The organism is Mycobacterium sp. 1164966.3 (assembly GCF_001665395.1).
Classification (GTDB): domain Bacteria; phylum Actinomycetota; class Actinomycetes; order Mycobacteriales; family Mycobacteriaceae; genus Mycobacterium.
In genome coordinates this window covers 68,144-88,099 of the sequence record NZ_LZSG01000023.1, presented here as the reverse complement: position 1 = coordinate 88,099, position 19,956 = coordinate 68,144, and the positions used below count along the sequence as shown (strand labels likewise).

Here is a 19,956-nt window from a genome sequence, read left to right as displayed (position 1 = left end):
GGTGGTGCGCAGAACCGGCGTCCCGCCTGTTTCACATGAGTCCCGTCCGTCACAGAATTTGGGGTATATGTCCATTTGCCCATCTATGAGCGACAATCGTTGCGGGGCAATGCAATTTGTCTCTCGGAAGTGGAAAAGGCACAAGTCTCTTCTGCGGTGATGGAAGTGACCGGTGTGTGGCCACGGTATAGCGGAACATTAGTGGTACCGTCTCGCGGGGTTGGTTCAGCCACACTCGGGCATCGAATGAAAGACCACTAGAGCTCAGACGTCGGACGTTCGAGCTCGTCGAACCTCGCGAGCGCGGCGTCGAGGTCTGTCTCGTCGAACATTTCGAGGTGGCTGATTAGATTGCCTTCAACCGTGTAGACGTCGATCATCCGCCATTCGGCGTCGAAGTCGTCGTGCGAAATGCCACGCGCGGTGTGGGTAACAACCGCGCCGACATCGCTCAGCCGGTGCACGGACTCCATGTAGATGCTGATGCACGACGTTTGGTCCCAGAGGACATGGATGGATGCGGACAGCTCCTTCGCCTTGATCCTTACGAGCTGCCTGTGGTCGAAGTATGTCCAGTTCGGCGTCGTTGCGGGAAGTTCATGCCGATTGAAGCCGGCGTATAACCCAGCGATGACCGACCATGTCTGCGCGCATTCGGCCGCTTCGCCGGCGAGGTAGCGTGCGTCGAGCTCCTCGTAGGCGGCGTCGATGTCGTCGGGGTCGAACACGACGACCGCTGCGACCCTATTGTCGGAGTCGATCTCTGCAACGCTAAGCATCTCGGCGTAAAACGGCGCGGGCCGCGCATCTTTTGCGGAAAGAAGGGCTTTGACGAGAATGAGGCGCTGCCCGCGAGTGGCCAGCAACTTCGACGTTACTTTCGTAGTTCCCACGTCGGCGGTCGCTTGCAAACTTTCAATCTCGGCATCACGACCGTGTCGTATCCCAGCGTTTACCACGCGACGACGATCTTCGGTGCAAATATTGTCCGCCAATGTCGCGGCGATGGTGGACCAGGCGCCGGCCGTAAAGTATGTCTGGAGTCGTTCCAGCACTTGGCTTGCCGTGTTCTCAAGTCGCGGCTTTTGTTGCAGTTCTTCAAATCTCGCGAGCGCCGCGTCAACGTCTGTCTCGTCGAACAGCTCGCAGCCAGTCACCCGATCACCTTCGACCGTCCAGAGGTCGACCGCCCGCCACTCGGCGGCAAAGCCGTCTTGCGAGCTCGCGTTGGTCGTTCGCGTGACGACCGCCCCCAGCCCACCCAGCCGATGCACCGCCTCTATATGGATGCTGAAATTTGGCGTGAGGTCCCAACCGGCACGAAGCAGCGCTGTCGGATCACCCGGCTCCACCATTCCGATGCGTCGATGGTCATCGATGTTGATGGAGTCCAGTGGGAGCTCGTGCCGGTTGAGCGCGGCGTAGCGACTCGCAACTAGAGACCAGGTGTGACCGTGAGCGGCGGCCTCGCCAGTCTGGTATCGGGCGTCGAGCTCTTCGTAGGCGGCGTCGATGTCGTCGGGGTCGAACGAGAGCTGCGACGCGATCCGCTCGTCGGTGTCGATCTCGGCAACGATGAGCATCTCGATGCTGAATTGCCCTTGTCGCTGATCGCGATTGGGAGAACTGATGCGCGTGAGAGCGAGGCGCTCACCGCGAGTCGCGATGACGGCCCAGGTTGTGGGCGCCGCTTCGGCGAGGGCTTGCAGGTTTGCGATTACGGCATCGCGACCGTCCCAGAATCCGGCACTCGTCACCGTGTCATGGCGATCGTCAATGACACTGTTCTCGGCCAGGAGCTCGGCTAGCGCTGCCCAGTTGCGGGCCCGGAAGTACGTGAAGAAGCGGTCTTCCGCCCGACTTGCCGCGGTTTCCAGTCGTGGCCCGGGAGGTTTAGGGCGCAGTTCCTCGAAGCGAGCAAGCGCTGCGTCCAGATCTGCTTCATCGAACAGTTCGCACCGGTTGATGAGGTCGCCTTCAACCGCCAGAACCGCGATCTCGCGCCATTCGGCCTCCACGCCGTCCTGCGACGTTCCACGCGCCACATATGTGAAGGCCGCTCCGAAACCTGTTAGCTGATGATTCTTTTCGACGTGAATAGCGAAGTCGGGCATGAGATCCCAGGTGGCACTCAGGGATGGGATAAGGTCACCAGTCGCAGTCGTTGTGACTCTTCGGTGGTCGACATTGACCCAGCCCGGCGCCGTCGGCGGAAGTTCGCGTCGGTTCAGCGCGGAGAACGTTCCCGCAATGACCGACCAGGTGTCTGCGTGAGCAGCCGCTTCGTCGGTGAGATAACGCGCGTCGAACTCTGCGATGGCGGCGTCGATATCGTCGGGGTCGAACAAGAGTTGTGTGGTGATCCGATCGTCGGTGTCGACCTCGACGATGCCGAGCATTTCGATGCCGAACTCCCCGTGCCGCAAGTCGCTGTTCGAGGAAAGCATCCGGGTGAGAGCGAGGCGCTCTCCGCGTGTCGCAATCACCGTTAGCGTTAGGTTCGCCCCGGCCTCGGCCAGCAGGCGCATGCTGGTGATCTGGTCAGCTCGACCATGTCGGACTCCCGCGCCTACTACGCGACGACGATCGTCATTGGAATAGTTGTCGGCCAATATTTCCGCCATGGCGTCCCAGTCGCGGGCCTCGAATTGTTCTAGGAAGCGCTTGGCCAGGCGGCTTGCCCTGTTTTCCAGCCGCGGTGCCTGAGATTCCAGTTCCTCAAACCGCGCAATCGCAGTGTCGATGTCTGTTTCATCGAAAACCTCACAGCGGTTGAATACGTCGCCTTCGATTGTGAGCAGGAGGACTTCCCGCCATTCGGCGTCAAAGCCCTCTCGCGAGGTTCCACGCACCACATGGGTGACGACAGCACCAAGATTGTTCAGCCGATGTACGGCCTCGACATAGACGGTGACGTTGGGCGCGAGATCAACTGTGGCGTGCATGTACGCGGTCAATTCACCGGCTGCAAATGCTCTCGCACGTCGATGATCGATGTTTACCCAGTCGGGCGCCGAGAATTCGTGTTGGTTGAACTCGGCGTAGCCCCTCGTTATGACCGACCATGAGTGTGCACAGGCGGCCGCTTCACCAGCGAGGTACCGGGCATCTAGTTCCTCGAACGCCGCGTCGATTTCGTTCACATCTAACCAGATACGCCCTACGATGCGCTCGTCGGAGTTGATCTCGACGATGTTGAGTACCTCAGTGTGGAACGCGTCAGGCGGCTGATCGGGGCCGGACCACTGCCATCGGAGGCGGCTCAGGACTAGGCGTTCTCCACGGGTGGCGATAACGCCTGACAACACGACCTTGATTCCAAGCCCGGCGATTTCCCGCGCGCTTGCAACCGCGACATCGCGCCCCTTTAGGAGTCCGACGTTCACGGCATGACGACGATCGTCGACACAGTAACTGTCAGTTAGCATTTCCGCCATCGCGTCCCAGTCGCGGGTACCGACGCACGCCATGAGGCGCTGGTCCGCGCGACTTGCGGCATTTTCCAACCGCCATGACTGCGAGTGCAATTCGTCAAATCTCGCGAGGGCGGCGTCGAAATCTGTCTCGTCGAATAGCTCGATGCGGTTGATCAGGTCGCCCTCGACTGTCAGAAGATCGATCTCCCGCCATTCGGCGTCGAAGCCCTCTTGCGACGTCCCATTAATCGCTCGCATGACGACTGCTCCGAGGTTACCTAGCCGATGCACAGCCTCGATGTAGACGGTGGCGTTAGGCGTTTGGTCCCAGGCGGCCTGGATGTTTGCGGTCAGATCACCTGCCGCCTCGATTGTTGTGAGTCGCCGATGGTCGACGTTGGCCCAGCCCGGTGTCATGGGGGGGAGGTCGTGTCGGTTGAGCGCGGCGTAAGCACCTGCGATGACTGACCATGTTTGGGCGTGGGCGGCACCTTCGCCGGCGAGGTAGCGGGCATCGAGTTCCTCGATAGCGGCGTCGAAGTCGTCCGGGTCGAACGAGACGAACACGACGATCCGCTCGGCGGCGTCGATCTCGGTGATGAGGAGCAACTCTGTCAGGAATGCCTCTGGTTCTTGATTGCGGTGTAAGAAGTGGCAACGAAGGAGGACAAGGCGCTCCCCGCGAGTCGCTATCACATTCGACGTCGGGTTCGGGACCCACAAATCGGCGGTCGATCGCATGTCCGCGAGGTGGTGGTCTCGGCCAAGTCGGACTCCCGCGCCCACCACACGTCGCCGATCATCTCGACAAAAGTTGTCGGCCAGTATCTCCGCCATGGCGTCCCAGTCGCCTGCGCTGAAGTGAGCCGAAAAGTGCTCGGCCACGCGGCTTGCGGTGTTTTCTAATGGCCGCGTTTGCGGCCGCAGTTCCTCGAACCGGGCAACCGCGGCGTCGATGTCTGCCTCGTCGAACATTTCGCAGCGACTAATCAGGTCGCCCTCGACGGTGAAGATGGCGATCATCCGCCACTCGGCATCGAAGCCCTCCGGCGAAGTTCCATGCGAAACGTGGGTGATAACCGCTCCGAAACTGTTGAGCTCGTGTACCGCTTCGATGTGCGCGGTGAGGTCTGGGGTGACGTCCCAAATGGCTTCTAGGCCCGAAGCCAGAATCTCGGGCGCGAATAGGGCACCTCTGCGATGGTCGATATTTACCCAATCCGGGGTTGTCGCGGGCAGTTCGTGCGTGTTGAACGCGACGCAGTTTCGGGCAATGACCGACCACGTGTGCGCGTGGGCGGCCGCTTCGCCGGCGAGGTATCGGGCATCGAGCTCCTTGAAGGCGGCGTCGACGTCGTCGAGGTCGAACGAGATGAGCGCGACAATCCGCTGGTCGGCATCGATCTCGAACAGGCCGAGTAGCTCGGTGACAAATGCCTCGGGCAGTTGAGCGGGGTCAGACATGTGGCCCCGCATGAGAGCAAGGCGCTCTCCGCGTGTCGCCATGACGGTTGAAGTGAAGCTGGTGACCCACAGATCGGCGGGCGTCTGCATGGCTGCGATCTGGTTATCTCGACCATGCCGGAGTCCAGCACCCACCACCCGACGGCGATCGTCACCGGAATAGTTGTCGGCCAGCACCGCGGCCAAGGCGTCCCAGTCGCGGTCGGCGAAGTACGTTGAGAAACGCTGAGCCACTTGGCTTGCCGCGTTTTCGAGTCGTGCTGCGGGTCGGCTCAGCTGATCGAAGTGTGCGAGTGCGAGGTCGAGATCTGCCTCGTCGAAGATTTCTAGCCGGTCGATGAGATCGCCTTTGACCGTGAGAACGCTGATCGCCCGCCAATCGGCATTGACGCCGTCGCGCGAAGTCTCACGGGACACGGAGGTGACCACCCCACCAACGTTGTTCAGCCGATGCACGACCTCGATGGCGCTGCTCGCCTCGGGAGCGAGTTTCCACAAGTCGAGTAATGCGGGCAGTTCACCAGGCGCGAACGACGTTCCATGCCGACGGTGATCGATGTTGACCCAGTCTGGCGTGGTCGGCAGCATCTCGCGCCGGTTGAGAGCGGAGATGGCCCGCGTCATGGTCGACCACAAGTGCGCGTGGGTAGCCGCTTCGCCGACCTGATAACGTGCGTCGAGTTCCATGAAGGCGGCATCGATGTCATCGAGGTCGAGCCCGACGACCGCCACAATCCGCTCGTCGGCGTTGATCTCGACGATGTTGAGTACCTCTGTTTGGAATGCCCGGGAGCCAACACGACTGAGGGCAAGTGACTTTCCGCGGATTGCAATCACTTCTGACGTCATGCTCGTGACCCCGAGTTCAGCCAGAGCGCGCTTGTCCAGGATCTCGACATCCCGTCCACGTCGCAACCCGGCATTCACAACCCGTCGGCGATCATCAGTAGACAAGTCATGAGCCAAAAGCTCTGCCATTGCGTCCCAATCACGGTCGGCAAAGCTCGCCAGGTAACGCTCGTACACCCGGCTTGCCGGGTTTTCCAGCCGGGGCGTCGGCCAGCTCAGCTCTTCGAACCTCGCGATCGCGACCTTCAGGTCTGTCTCGTCGAATAGCTCGCAGCGGTTGACCATGTCGCCGTCGAGCATTAAGAGGTCAACCCCACGCCACTCGGCATCGAAGCCCTCACGCGAAAGGCCTTGCGCGGCATGGGTGCAGACGACTCCGACTTCATTCAGCCGATGCACCACCTCGACGTAGGTTCGGATGTTTTGACCAAGTTCCCACCCGGCACGGACGTAATCGACCAACTCGCCCGGGCCGTACGCTGCTCCACGACGGTGGTCGATGCTGACGCAGTCGGGAGCGATCTGGGTCAGCTCGTGACGGTTGGTGGCGGCAAAACCATCCTTCATCACCGACCAGGTGTGCGCGTAGGCGGACGCTTCGCCGGCGAGGTACCTAGCCTCGAGTTCCTCGACGGCGGCATCAAAGTCGCCGAGGTCGAATGTTACGATTCCGACGATCTGTCCGCCGGGTCCGGTTTCGACAATGACGAGCACCTCGGTGAGAAATGCCTCGGACTTTGCGAGGCCCGAGAATTTGGCACGTAAAAGGGCGAGGCGCTCCCCGCGGATGGCCACGACGGCCGACGCCATATCCATGCTGGACAGGTTGGCGATCACCCGCATATCCGCCACGTGGGCATCTCGGCCGTGCCGGATTCCCGCACCAACTACCCGACGACGGTCGTCGGTGGAGAAGGTCTCGGATAGCATCTCCGCCATGGCTTCCCACTCGCCTGACGCAATGCATGCCAAATAGCGCTCGCCCCTTTGGCTTGCCGCGTTCACCAGCCGATGTACGGACCCGCTGAGCTCTTCGAACCTCGCGATCGCGGCGTCCAGATCTGTCTCGTCGAAGATCTCGATTCGGTTAGTGAGGTCGCCTTCGACGGTAACCACGTTGATACCGCGGAACTCGACGTCGAGGCCCTCCTCGGAAGTCCCGTAGCCGGCCCAGGTAAAGACTCCTCCAAAATCGCTTACGCGATGGGCGGTTTCGATATAGACGCCGCCGTTGGACAAGAGGTCCCAAGCGGTACGTACGTAGGCCGTCAGGTCACCGGGCGGAAACGCAATGCCTCGTCGGTGGTCGATGTTCTCCCAATCCGGAGTCGTCGGCATTGGCTCGCGCCGGTTAAGTGCGGCGCAACCTCGTGTGATGACCGACCAGGTGTGCGCATGAGCGGCCGCCTCGCCAGCGAGGTAGCGAGCCTCGAGTTCCTCGATGGCGGCATCGAAGTCGTCCGGGTCGAAAGTGACGAGTGCCGTGATCAGCCCATCGGCGTCGCTTTCGACTATTTGTAAGAGCTCGACCTCAAAGGCGTCGGATTCCTTGTCGCTGCGTGAGTATCGAGCATGGGTGAGGACGAGGCACTCCCCACGAGTCGCGATAGCGTCGACCGTCTTGTCCGTGACCCCGAGGTCGGCAGCTGACCTGAAGTTTCCGATTAGGACGTCCCGGCCCTGTTGCAGACCGGCATTCACTACCCGCCGCCGATCGTCGCTGGAAAGTTGTTCAGCCAGTATGTCCGCCATGGCGGTCCAGTCGCGCGCGGCGAAGGACGCGAGGAAGCGTTCGTTTGCGCGGCTTGCCGCGTTTTCCGGACGACATGTCGGCCGGCTGAGCTGTTCGAACGTCTCGATCGCGGTATCCAGGTCGGTCTCGTCGAATAGCTCGGAGCGGCTGAGCACATCGCCTTCCACCGCCAGCAGGTGGATATCCCGCCACTCGGCGCCGAAACCTGCTTGCGACATCCCATGGGCCACATGGGTCACGACCGCTCCGACGCTGCTGAGCCGATGCACCTCCGCGATGTAGATCTTGGTGTCAGGCGAGTCTTCCCATGCCGCTTGGATATACGCGATCATGTCGCCGGGGGCGAATGCTGCTCCGCGACGGTGGTCAAGGTTCACCCAGTCTGGCGTCGTCGCGAAGAGTTCGCGCCGGTTGAACGCGGCATAGACGCTCGCGACAAGCGACCACGTGTGCGCGTTCGCGGCCGCTTCGCCAGTGAGGTAGCGGGAGTCGAGTTCCTTGAACGCGGCGTCGATGTCGTCGGGATCGAACGTGACCGACGCTACGATTCGGCCGTCGCCGTTTATCTCGTAGATGCTCAGTGCATCAACATAAAACGGCTCGGGGCCCAAGGCACTTTCCGAGTAGCGGGCACGACGAAGGACTAGACGCTCGCCGCGCGTCGCAATCACCGTCGACGTCACTTCTGTAGCGCCGACGCCGGCGTTCGCGTGAGCGTCCTTGATGGCGGCATCCCGACCACGCCGCAGCCCCGCGTTCACGGTTCGACGGCGGTCGTCACTGGAAAAATCGTCGGCCAGCAATTCGGTTTCTGCGTCCCATTCGCGGTTCGTGAAATGGGCCATGACGCGGTCGGCTATCCGGCTGGCGGTGTTTTCCAGTCGCCGTGCCGGTCGGGTCAGTTCGTAGAACCTCGCGAGGGCGGCGTTGACATCTGCCTCGTCGAATACCTCACTGCGGTTGATCAATTCGCCATCGACCGTCAGTACGGTGGTCTCCCGCCACTCAGCGTCGAAGCCTCCTCGCGAGGTTCCATGCGCGGCGTGCGTTAGAACCCCGCCAAAGTCGTTCAGCTGTTCCACAACCTCGATGTAGATGTTGATATCCGGGGCAAGATCCCACGTGGCCTGGAGATACGCATTTGTGTCGCCCGAGGCGAACGATCTCCCTCGCCGATGGTCGACATTCACCCAATTCGGCGTTGTCGGCGGAAGTTCATGCCGGTTGAACGCGGCGTAGGTCCGCGAGATAGCCGACCACGTGTGCGCGTGGGCAGCCGCTTCGCCTGCGAGGTACCGAGCGTCGAGCTCTTCTAGCGCAACGTCGAAATCCTCGGCGTCGAATACGACACGGCTCAGCACTCGTTCGTCTGAGCCAATCTCCACGAGGGAGAGCATTACGTTGTGGAAGGCGTCGGGCCCTTGATCGGTGCCAGTAAAGCGGGCCCGTGTGAGGACGAGGCGCTCCCCGCGGGTCGCAATGACGGTCGACGTCACACTTGCTCCCAGATCGGCTAGCACTCGGGCGTTTACGATTTCGGCGTCACGACCATGCCGAAGACCGGCATTCGCCACGCGACGACGATCGTGGTAGAGCATGTCCTCGGCCAGAGCATCAGCGGCCGCCTCCCAGTCGCGGTCGGCAAAGTAGCCATGTAGGCGCTTGTCCACACGGCTCGCTGCATTCTCAAGCCGCCGTGGGCCTGACTGCTCTTCCTCGAGCCGGGCGTGCGCGGCGTCAAGTTCGGCCAATGCGGTGTCCATGTCTTCGACGTCGAAGAACACCTGCAGCGCGATTCGACCATCCTTATCGATGCCGTAAATGTTGAGCAATTCGTCGCGCGGCGCCCCAGGGCTTGTATCGGCATCCGTAAGCACAAGTCGGGCGAGAGCCAGGCGTTCGCCTCGCACCGCGACGATTATTTGCTTGGCTCGTAAGGGCGCCGACTCGGCAACGCGCCTGTGTACATGTGGCCACTCTTCGGCCGGAACGTCCAGCTGCGTAAAGCCGACGATCTTTCGGTGACTCTCGACGAAGATATCCGGTGCGAAGAGTCGCTCGACCTCGTCCCACGCTCCGCGATCGATAGCAGCCAGCACGCGGTTGCCGGTTCGGACGCATTCGTTTTCGAGCTCGACAACTGGCGGCGCTTCGGGTGCAGGCCGGGGAACCATAACGGTACGTTCGCCAACAACGCGACGTGCCTTCTCCGCAAGTGTCGCAGCGCCTTTGCGCTCGTACAAGCCGACCGCTCGCTCGGCGGCAGCTCGTGCCCCAGTCATATCGCCTGCGGCGCCCAAAACTGTTGCCAGAACCAGACATGCATCGCCATGGTCAACCAACGCATCGGTGTGTCCCGCCAGGCTGACGGCCGCCTCGGCCGCCCGCCGAGCCTCTGCGTGATCACCTCTGCTCGACAACAGCTTTGCTCTGAGCGTGCGCCAGGCAATCGACGCCTTCAGCGCGTGCCCGGCGAGACGCTCACTCTCCGAACACAATTCGTCGGCCTCGTCCTCGCGGCCGAGGGCCAGACAAGTACGCCCCAGCAGTGCGGCAGTCTCGGCCGTGTCGGCGTCGAGACCCATGCGACGAAAACCGTTGTAAGCCTGGCGGAGATGGGGCTCGGCCGCTACAGGATCGTCGGCCACCAGTTCGACAATGCCGGCGAACTGCTCAACCTCTAGCAGCGCATGGCGCAGGCCGAGCTCGGTGACCGTGCGTCGCGCCGAATCGATCATCCGTCGTGCCGCGGCGTCGCGGCCGCGGAATGCCTCCAGCACGGCCTGGCATCGCGTCGATGTGGCCTCGACCGCGGGGGAGTCCGTCGTGATTCGCAACAGCCGGACCACGTCAAGGCACCGTCCGCCGGCGCGTGGAACCGGGTTGGGTCCCCACAGTGCCGCAAGGGGCGCGCCCGCCAAAACCGCGTTCACCCGGCGGTATTCACGCGCGCGCCGGGCCGCTGTAAGGGCGTCGTCCAGTGCAACTTCGCATTCGGCAATTCGGCCAAGGCGGCCCAGGCACGTGGCGCGAACAGTATGGGCATTCGCTTCGCCGGCGTCGTCGTCAAGCGCGGCAAGCCTGTCGGCGGCCGCAGCCAGTGCGACCTCCACTTCTTCCAGTCTCTCGGGATGGATCAGCACCGACACCTGACCGTCGAAGCAGGTCGCCCACGCCGCTAGCCGGGCCGAATCGACTGTCGCCTCTTGCAATTGGGTGACCGCACTCGCTGCAGAAGTCACGTCAGCGGCGGCCAGCAGTGCCTCACAACGCGCGATCAACAGTTCGGCGACTTGGTCGTCGCGGTCGGGCAGGTCCTCGTCAAGCTCTTCCAGCGCGTGCAGGGCGTGGTCGTACAGGTCGGCGGCACCTTCGTAGGCCAGTCGTGCCATGGCCTGATCCGCGGCACGCCGGCAGTAGAGGACGGCCTTGGCAGCGTTTCCGGCCCAAGCACATTCGAAGTAGTGATGAGCCAACTCGGCCAGCAGCTCGTCGTCGGCGCCGGGCTGGGTCTCCAGCGTCGCGGCAATGCGCTGATGCAGTCGCATTCGCCGCACCGACGCCAATTCCGCCAGCAGTGACTGCCGCACGATGGCGTGGTTGAAGCGATAGTGACCGCCGGCCTCTTCGATGACGATGCCGGCCTGACACGCTTCATCGAATGCGTCGATGAGATCGTTCCCCACCACTTGCTCGACGAGTTCCAACGCAAACCGGCTGCCCACGACCGCGGCGGCAGCAAGGGCTTTGTTGGTCTCAGCCGGAAGGCGCGTAAGCCGGCGGCTCACCGCCTCGCGGACCCCCTGCGGCAGAGTGCTCTGGTCCCAGACGCCGCCGCTTTCATCGACGTGGCGCAAAGCTTCGATCAGAAAGAACGGGTTTCCACCCGTGACCGACGCCAATGCGTGGGCGAGCTCTGCGTCGTCGTAGCCGGCCTCGGCGACATAGGCGGTCACGTCGTCCTGGTCGAGGCCACTCAGGGTGAGCCGGTAAGCGGTGCCATCACGGTGTAAGTCGGCGAGCATCGCCGCGAGTGGGTGGGAGCGGTCCAGGTCCGTGCTGCGGTAAGTGCCGACGATCTGCACGCGGGCGCGATCGCCGAACCGCAGCATGTGCCGCAACAGCAGCAGCGTCGGCTTGGCTGCCCAGTGCAGGTCGTCGAGTATCAGCACGATCGGGGCGCCGCTGGACGCAATGTCCAACAGCGCAACGACGGCGTCGAAGAGTGCGTACCGTTCGGTGTCGGGGTCCGCACGAGCTGGGGTGGCCAGATCGGGCACGACATCGGGCAGCCCGGGAACCAGTGGAAGCAGCGCCTCAACACCGCGTAGCCCCCGCAGCCGGTCAGCACCCATGCACGGCACCAGCGCACGTAGGGCTTCCGCGAATGGTTGATACGGCGCGCCGAGGTCCTCGTCACAACGGCCGTACAACACGACCGCCCCCTGCTCATACGCCTGCTGAGACCATTCGCCCGCCAGGCGCGTCTTCCCCACACCGGGCTCGCCGGCGATCAGCACCGTGCGAACACCGCCGGCGAGCGCGGCCTGCCACGCCGACAGGAGCCGTCCCAGTTCGTCACCGCGCCCGACAAATGGCCCGGGGCCGCTCAGTACCGGCGGGAATGCGGGCCGTTGCATCGGCGCTTCACTGGTCTCCGATTGCGGGCTGTCCACTGGACTTTCCAGGGGCCGCAAACGCAGCTCGAATACGTGCTCCGGGCGCGCGAGGTTTTTCAGCTGACGCATTCCCAGGTCAGTGAGGTCGACGTCGTCTGACAGTGAGTCGATGACGAGCTCGGCGGTCGCACCGGAGCACAGGATCTGTCCACCTTCGGCCAGCGACCGCAGGCGCGCCGCCCGGTTGACTGCCCGTCCGAAGTAGTCGCCGTCACGCAGTTCCACCTCGCCGGTATGAAGGGCGACGCGGATGCGCAGCGGCTCGCGCAACGCCCAGGGCTCGCGACCGATCGCCTCTTGCATCTCGATGGCGGCCGCCGCGGCTGCGGACGGCCGTTCGAATACCGAGAACGTCGCATCGCCCTCGCCGCGCGTTTTGATCAGCCGTCCTCCGCGCGCCGTGACGACCTGTTCGACGAGTTCGTCGTGGCGTGCCAGGGCTGTTGCCATGGCATCGGCGTCTGCTTCCCAGGCGGCGGTCGATCCCTCGATGTCGGTGAGCAGAAAGGTCACCGCCCGCGTTACCGACGAAAGGTTCTGCGCCACAGGGATATCCAGCGAGGCATCCTGCGCGACGATCGCGGCCTCAAGCCGACGTAGCTCCGGCCCGGGGTCGACACCCAATTCGTCGGCCAGCAGAGCCCGCGCACGTTGGTAAGCGCCAAGCGCTTCACCCTGTCGGCCTGCGCGGTAGAGCGCGAGCATCAGCTGGCCCCAACGCCTTTCGCGTAGCGGCGCCTCAGCCACCGCCGCCTCGAGGTCGCCGATGACTTCCGCGGCGCGACCCGTCGCGAGCAACGCGTCTGCCCGATCCTCCACCAGGGCGGCGTGCCCTTCGATCCAACGCGTCTTTTCGGACAAACCCCGTCGGCCGTCGGGCAGTTCGGGAACTCCTCGCCACAGGGCCAACGCCTCTTCGAAGCGGGCCACCGCCTGGCTGAAATCACCGCCGGCCGCGGCCTCACGCCCCGTTCTGGCCGCCAACTTGTATCGCGTGACGTCGACCGCGGCCGCGGCCACGATCCAGCCCGCGCCCTGGGTCAAGACGAAGCCGTCGCCGAGAGTGCGGCGCAGCGAGGAGATGTGGGTCTGCAGGGCCTTGGCGGCGGTGCGCGGCGGATCGTCTCCCCACAGCAGCTCGATGAGGGTATCGGCGGAAACCACCGATCCACTGTGCAAGCCCAGCATCGTGAGAATGGCGCGCGGCTTGGCGCCCGGGATAGTGACGGGCGTGCCGTCCTGCCGGACCTGGAGAGGTCCCAAAACCCCCAGTTCCACCGATGGAAGCGTACTCACATCCGCCATCGTCGGTAGCACAATTCAATAGATGGTCAAGATCGAGTAAAGGCCCGCCAGCAACTCCGCTCGGGGCAAGATAGGGCGCACTGATGCTCAAGAAAGTGAGGTCTGCAATGGGGCATTTTCGGCGGCGTTGCGCTATCGGGACGGTCGCGCTTGTCATGGCAGCCTTGCCGATGACCACACTTCCCGCTCCGGCAGTGAGCCGGGCCGACGACGATTGCGCTCCCGGCTGGGCCTGGAGCGTCGAGCTCAATGAGTGTGTATTCGTGCTTCCCGCCGCAAACGGCCCCGGCGGGCCAGGTGGCCCCGGCGGGCCAGGTGGGCCGGGTGGGCCGGGTGGTCCTGGGGGGCCGGGCGGACCCGGACGCCACTAGGCGCGGCTCTAAAATCGTCGCGGTAGTGTTGAGCAAATGACTGAACCGCGACGCCGGGGGCTCAACGACGCGGTCACGCGAATGTGGACTTTCCTGGCCCCGGCTTACGATCTGCCATTTCTGCAGCAGTGGGTTTACCGTCCGCCGCACGACGAGGTGATCGCCCGGTTGCGTGGCCACGGATCGCGAAGGATTGCTGATATCGCCTGTGGCACAGGAATTCTCAGCGATCGGATCGAGCGTGAGATACGGCCCGACGAGATCTACGGCATCGACATGTCCGACGGCATGCTCGAACAGGCCCGTGCCAGATCCGACCGCGTCAAGTGGCTGCGTGCTCCGGCTGAGCAACTGCCCTTCGACGACGGTGCGCTCGACGCCGTCGTGACCACCTCTGCGTTTCACTTCTTCGACCAGCCGGCTGCCTTGCAAGAGTTCCACCGCGTGCTGGCGTCCGGGGGACTGGTGGCCGTCGCGGCTCTGAGTGCACGGCAACAGCTGCTCCAGGCCCCGTCGGACCATCGGTGGAAACCGCAGCACAACGCCTCGCCCGCCGAGATGCGGACATTGTTCGAAAACGCGGGATTTACCGTCAGCGACCAGCACCGTATCCCGCGGCCGCTGTGGACCCGACTGATCTCCGACCTGATAACCGTAGGCATCAAGAGCTAGAGCCGCGTGTGGTGTTCGGTGGCATACGGGCGCTCGAACGTGGGGGATATGTACGCGTTTTTATTGTTTTTCGTCCGTACCACCCACGTTCGGCGAGTGAGGCAAGCAGGATGGGGAAATGGGTGACGACGCAATGAACGCGGAGCGTGATTTCAACGAGCGCAACATCGAGGAGTTTCGCCGCAATGGCGGAAAAGTGGGCGGACAGTTCGAGGGTTTCCCGCTGCTGCTCTTGACGTCGACGGGCGCGAAAAGTGGCGCCCAGAGAGTGAATCCCGTTGCCTACTTCGATATCGACGGCAAAATCTACATCGTCGGCTCGGCGGCGGGAAGGGATAACAACCCGGCCTGGGTCCACAACATTCGTGCCAACCCCCAAGTAAGCATCGAGATCGGTTCGGAAGCGTCGAAGCCGGCAACCGCTCGCGAATTGCCGCGCGACGAACGCGATTCGATCTACCCGATCGTTGTCGAGCGTGCTCCTGGATTCGGTGAGTACGAGCAGCGCACCGACCGAGTCATCCCTGTCTTCGAGTTGGTTCCCGCGTGACTAAGACCGCAAGACCGCCTCAGCCAACATGCGCCGCGCCCAAGCTTTGTAGCGACTCACGGCCCACCCGTCTCGGTGGGTGATGCGGAGGAACGTATCGACGCTGCAAATCACGGCGCTGGTTTCAACGAGCTCGTCGAAGGAGACGTCTTCCCGTAGCCACCCCTGGTCGCGCCAAACCCCGAGCACTCGCCGAACCTGTTTGTTGATACTTGCGATGAAGTCATTGAGGTAGCGATCTAGTTCGGGATCGACGCTGGCGCCCCCAATCAATGCAAGGCCAAGTTTCGCGGTCCGTTCTTGCAGCTCGGCCACAAATGCGACGAGATAGTCGAGCGCTTCGTCGCGATCCTGAATGGCGATCAAGCGGCGACCGACCTCCAGATTGAGAAGGTTCTCCTCGCCGGCGACGCCGAGCGCGGCGTATTCGGCGGCCGAGATGAGCAGTGCCGCCTTGGGCCCCTGCCCTTGCACCGTTTCGGGCGAAACGCCGGCCGCGTCGGCGATCCTCGCCAGGGTGGTGCGGGCGTAGCCGTTCTCGGCGAAGAGTTCGGCCGCTGCGGCGATCACCCGCGAACGAGTCTGCTCCGCTTGCTGTTGACGCAGCTCTGATCGATATGCCCGCGACCGGCGGGACGGCTTTTCGGATATTGACTGCGGTGCCATAGTAATGAATACTACTACCACGCAGTGAAGCGTGACCCGAAGGGGGCGCACCATGAAATCCATCCTCATCGCCAGCTTCCCCGCCCAGGGTCACGTGACGCCGATGCTCGGTATCGCTCGCGGATTCGTAGAACGCGGTGACCACGTGCGGTTCGTCACCGGCGCCCGTTTCGCCGACAGGGTCGCCGCGACGGGTGCCGCGCACATCCCACTCCCGCCCGACATCGACTACGACGAGAGTTGCATCGATCAGTACCCCGAGCGCGTGAAGTTGAAGGGAATGAAAGCAGCCGCGTTCGACGTCGAGCACTTCTTCGCTCGTCCGGCAGGAACCCAATACGAAACGCTCATGGCGCTCCATGCCGCGCATCCTGCCGACATCGTCTTGGCCGAAGGGAATTTCATCGGGGCGACGATCCTGCTCGGACACCCGCGCGCAGCGCGCCCCCTGGTCGTGATGTGCGGCGTAATACCGCTCACGATCAGCAGCGTGGACACCGCGCCGTTCGGCCTGGGGCTTCTGCCCGCTCGTTGGGGCAACAGGCAACGAAACGCCGTACTTTCCGCGCTAACCCGCCGAATATTCCTTCAGGCCAACAACATCGTCGACCGCCAGTACTATCAGGCGCACAAAACACATCTTCCATGCTCATTTATCGACTGGGGCACTCAGGCGGACGCAATCGTCCAATTCACTGTTTCCGCGTTCGAGTACCCGCGTTCGGATGCACCGCCGCACCTGCATTTCGCCGGGCCATTGAGCGCCACCGGGTCTCAGGCCCCGCTGCCGGAGTGGTGGGCCGACGTCGACGGCACCCGCCCCGTCGTTCACGTCACCCAGGGGACAATCGCCAACGTCGACTACCGGCAAGCCATCGCTCCAACGCTTCAGGCGCTGGCCGGCGAGGACGCCCTAGTGGTGGTGAGCACCGGCGGACGACCCCTCGACACACTGCCCAAATTGCCGGAGAATGCCCGCGCCGCAACGTTTCTCCCGTATGACGAGCTACTGCCACGCACGGCCGTCGTCGTCACCAACGGCGGATACGGCGGCGTGCAGTATGCGTTGCGCTACGGGGTACCGGTCGTCGCCACCGGCGGCAAAGAGGACAAGCCCGAAGTCGGCGCGCGCGTAAAGTGGTCCGGCGTCGGGCGCCGGCTCCGGACCGACCACCCCTCGCCCCGGGCGCTGCGACGAGCGATCCTCGACGTGCTGAATCAGCCGCGCTACCGCGAAGCAAGCCAGCGCATCGCGGCCGACATGGCCGCGGCGCCCGGTTTCGACTGCCTGGCCGAAGTGGTCGACAAGCTCGTCGCGACCAAGCAACCGCTTTGACTGCCGCAAAAGTGCCGTTGGCGACGGTGCTACTCGAGAAATACGTTGCCAGTTGCAGTTTCGCGGTGGCAACCCAACCCTTATGCGGTCGAGTTGATCAGTTCTTCGATCTTCTTGATTCGTTTGGCCACCAGCGCCTTGATGTCGACGGAGTGGTCGGGGGAGCAGGTGACGATCTGCGAAACCACGTTGGCCATGGCGATCACCGCGAAGTCGCAAATCCATTGGTCACCTTGAAGTTTCGTTGACCATTGGGCGACTTCGGCAGTGCTCGGCTGCAACGCTGCCGGCACAACGGTCACCTTGCGCTGATCGTTGCCCCACGATGTGATCGGGTGCTGGCAGCCGGACACGGTATTGCGAACGGAGTCCAGAAAGCTTGCGGCGTTGAAGCCGCTTGGATAGGTGGCCGACACCTCGAGCAGCTGGTGTTGATTCTGCAGGGCGTCGGACTGGGTACGTGCCTCGCGGCCCGTGTAGTTCTTTGGGAACAGCGCGTAGCCGCCGTACCCGGCGACGCCCTGGCATTCGGCTGGATCTGCGCCGCTGAACAGCGCGGACTGCATGTCTTGTTCGAACAGCGGACTGCCGGATACTACCGACAGTGACTGCGAGGGCGTCAGCAAGTCGACCAGCTGAGAAGGGAAGATCGGGCCATTCGATGCGCCATGCTTGCCGGCCTTCGGGGTACCGACGACCACGCTTGTGCAACCGGCGAGCACGAGGCAAACGCCCAGCGCAAAGCCGCAAACCACCCATGTGGTTCGTAGGCGATCGGGCATATGGCGCCACAGCACGATTGGGTCTCCTTTGCCGATGTCGACGTCCATCTTTGCCTAAAGCGGGCGGCATAGCAGCGACACACGTTGAACTGTGGGCTGGCGTTGCTCAAACCATTTAGCCTTGTCCTGCACGCCAGCGCGTAGTCAGGTCCGTCGCGACTGTCGTCGGGGCACATGCGCTCCCAAACGGTTTGCGGCGGGCGTTGGCGAGTGAGGAGTCGGCGATGGGTGATACCCCCGGTTCGCGGGAGGGTACGCAATTCGGGCCGTATCGGCTGCGGCGCCTGGTGGGCCGCGGCGGCATGGGCGATGTCTATGAGGCTGAGGACACCGTGCGCGACCGCATTGTGGCGCTGAAGCTGATGTCGGAGACGCTGTCCCGCGATCGGGTTTTCCGCGCACGCATGCAGCGCGAAGCCCGCACCGCGGGCCGGCTGCAGGAGCCGCACGTCGTGCCGATTCACGACTACGGCGAAATCGACGGGCAGCTATATGTGGACATGCGCCTGATCGACGGCATCGATGTGAGCACGATGTTGAGCCGCTATGGGCCGCTCACGCCGCCGCGGGCGGTGGCGATCGTGCGTCAGATCGGTTCCGCGCTCGACGCGGCGCACGCCGCCGGGGTGACCCATCGCGATGTGAAGCCGGAAAACATTCTGGTCAGCCGCGATGACTTCGCCTACCTTGTCGATTTCGGGATCGCCAGCGCCACGTCCGACGAAAAGCTGACGCAGCTCGGCAGCACGGTGGGCACGTTCAAGTACATGGCGCCCGAGCGATTCAGCGACGCCCCAGTCACCTATCGCGCCGACATCTATGCATTGACCTGCGTTTTGTACGAATGCCTGACCGGTTCTCCGCCGTATCGGGGCGACCAGATCAGCGTGATGAGCGCTCACCTGCAGCAGCCGGTCCCGCGGCCCAGCGCAGCCAGGCCGGGCATTCCGCTGGCCTTCGACAGTGTGATCGCACGGGGTATGGCCAAGAAGCCCGCCGACCGATTCGCGACCTGCGGTGATCTGTCCGCGGCCGCGTACGCAGCCCTGGCCACGCCGGATCAGGATCGTGCCACCGACATTTTGCAGCGGAGCCAGGTGGCGAAGCTGCCGGCCGGGTTTGCATCCCCGCCGCCCAGCGGCTTCGCGGCGATACCGCCTGCGCCCCCTCGGCCACCGACCTACAGTTCACAACTGGGGACGGGGTGGCCAGTGCCGTCGGCGCCCGGGCAGACCGTTACTCCCGGTGGACCGTTGCCGCAGCCAGCGCCCTGGACCGGGACTCCGCCATGGGGTCAGCCGTCGCCGCCCCCGCGCTCACGTACAGCCTGGGTGTGGGTGGGCGTCGTGGCCGCCGTCGTGATGGCCCTCGTCGGCGGGGTACTCATCGTGGTGGCCAAGCCCTGGGAGTCGCCCACGCCCGAGCCGTCGCCCTCGCCGTCCGCTCCCTCAGATGCGGTTGCGCTCAAGGTTCTCGACGACGGAGTGTCTGTCGGCAGTTCAGTGGCGCCGGTGACCATCGACGTCTTCAACGAACCACTCTGCCCGCCATGTGGCACCTTCATTCGCTCGAATGCCAGTGGCATCAACACCGCGGTGAACAACAAGAAGCTGACGGTGCGCTACCACCTGCTGAACTTCCTGGACAACTCGTCGTCCAGCAAGAATTACTCGACACGTGCGGTCGCTGCGACGTATTGCGTTGCGGCGCAGAACGATCCGAAGATCTACACCGATTTCTACGCCGGCCTGTTCGCCACCGGCTTTCAACCCGCGGAAGGCGGCAGTACCGACCACACCGACGGCGAACTCGCGCAATTGGCCAAGTCTGTCGGCGCTGACGACTCGGTAGTCAGCTGCATCAACTCCGGAGCCGACCTCGGCACCGCCACAACCAAGGCGGCAAACGGCAACAGAACGATGTCCGGGCTCAATTCCACTGGGACGCCGTTCGTGTGGGACGGCTCGAAGTCGGTTGACATCAAAGAGCCGGGCTGGCTCACGAAGCTGACCGGCTAGCAGCACGTCGCCCTGCGCGCGGTCTGGATGCGCCAGGCAACGCAAGCGGTCGAAAAGGGTCAGGTAATACTCGACGAGGAAAGCGCATCCGACAA

7 protein-coding genes are annotated in these 19,956 nt (G+C 63.4%); 4 read left to right on the top strand and 3 right to left on the bottom strand.

The annotated features are described in order from the left end of the window. Nucleotides 1-257 precede the first annotated feature (257 nt). A complete protein-coding gene (locus tag A9W99_RS08395; protein WP_256389945.1) occupies nt 258-13,439 on the bottom strand; it encodes a BTAD domain-containing putative transcriptional regulator in 13,182 nt (4,393 codons plus the stop codon). A 434-nt stretch (nt 13,440-13,873) separates the two neighbouring features. Here A9W99_RS08395 and A9W99_RS08390 point away from each other — a divergent pair, with 434 nt between their 5' ends. Together A9W99_RS08390 and A9W99_RS08385 are read left to right on the top strand one after the other, a co-directional pair. Further along, nucleotides 13,874-14,509: a class I SAM-dependent methyltransferase gene (locus A9W99_RS08390; protein WP_067375692.1), complete on the top strand. Its 636-nt coding sequence runs from the start codon at nt 13,874-13,876 to the stop codon at nt 14,507-14,509. Nucleotides 14,510-14,627: 118 nt separating this feature from the next. Next, entirely contained in the window at nt 14,628-15,059 is a 432-nt protein-coding gene (locus A9W99_RS08385) for a nitroreductase family deazaflavin-dependent oxidoreductase (protein WP_067375690.1), read from the top strand. On the opposite strand, the gene A9W99_RS08380 is transcribed toward A9W99_RS08385, so the two are convergent. Beyond that, a complete protein-coding gene (locus A9W99_RS08380) occupies nt 15,060-15,629 on the bottom strand; it encodes a TetR/AcrR family transcriptional regulator (protein ID WP_172828835.1) in 570 nt (189 codons plus the stop codon). Nucleotides 15,630-15,777: 148 nt separating this feature from the next. On the opposite strand from A9W99_RS08380, the gene A9W99_RS08375 reads away from it, so the two are divergent. Beyond that, nucleotides 15,778-17,061 (top strand): glycosyltransferase, encoded by a 1,284-nt coding sequence (locus A9W99_RS08375; protein WP_067375688.1) that lies wholly within the window; start codon nt 15,778-15,780, stop codon nt 17,059-17,061. Between the two features lie 80 nt (nt 17,062-17,141). On the opposite strand, the gene A9W99_RS08370 is transcribed toward A9W99_RS08375, so the two are convergent. After that, nucleotides 17,142-17,762 carry a sensor domain-containing protein gene (locus tag A9W99_RS08370; RefSeq protein WP_253869679.1) on the bottom strand — a complete coding sequence of 207 codons (621 nt, stop codon included), beginning with the start codon at nt 17,760-17,762 and terminating at the stop codon, nt 17,142-17,144. A 305-nt stretch (nt 17,763-18,067) separates the two neighbouring features. Between A9W99_RS08370 and A9W99_RS08365 the strand changes: the two genes are divergently transcribed. After that, the gene (locus tag A9W99_RS08365) at nt 18,068-19,861 is read left to right on the top strand and encodes a serine/threonine protein kinase PknE (RefSeq protein WP_067375686.1); all 1,794 of its coding nucleotides are present in this window, start codon (nt 18,068-18,070) and stop codon (nt 19,859-19,861) included. Nucleotides 19,862-19,956: the final 95 nt, after the last annotated feature.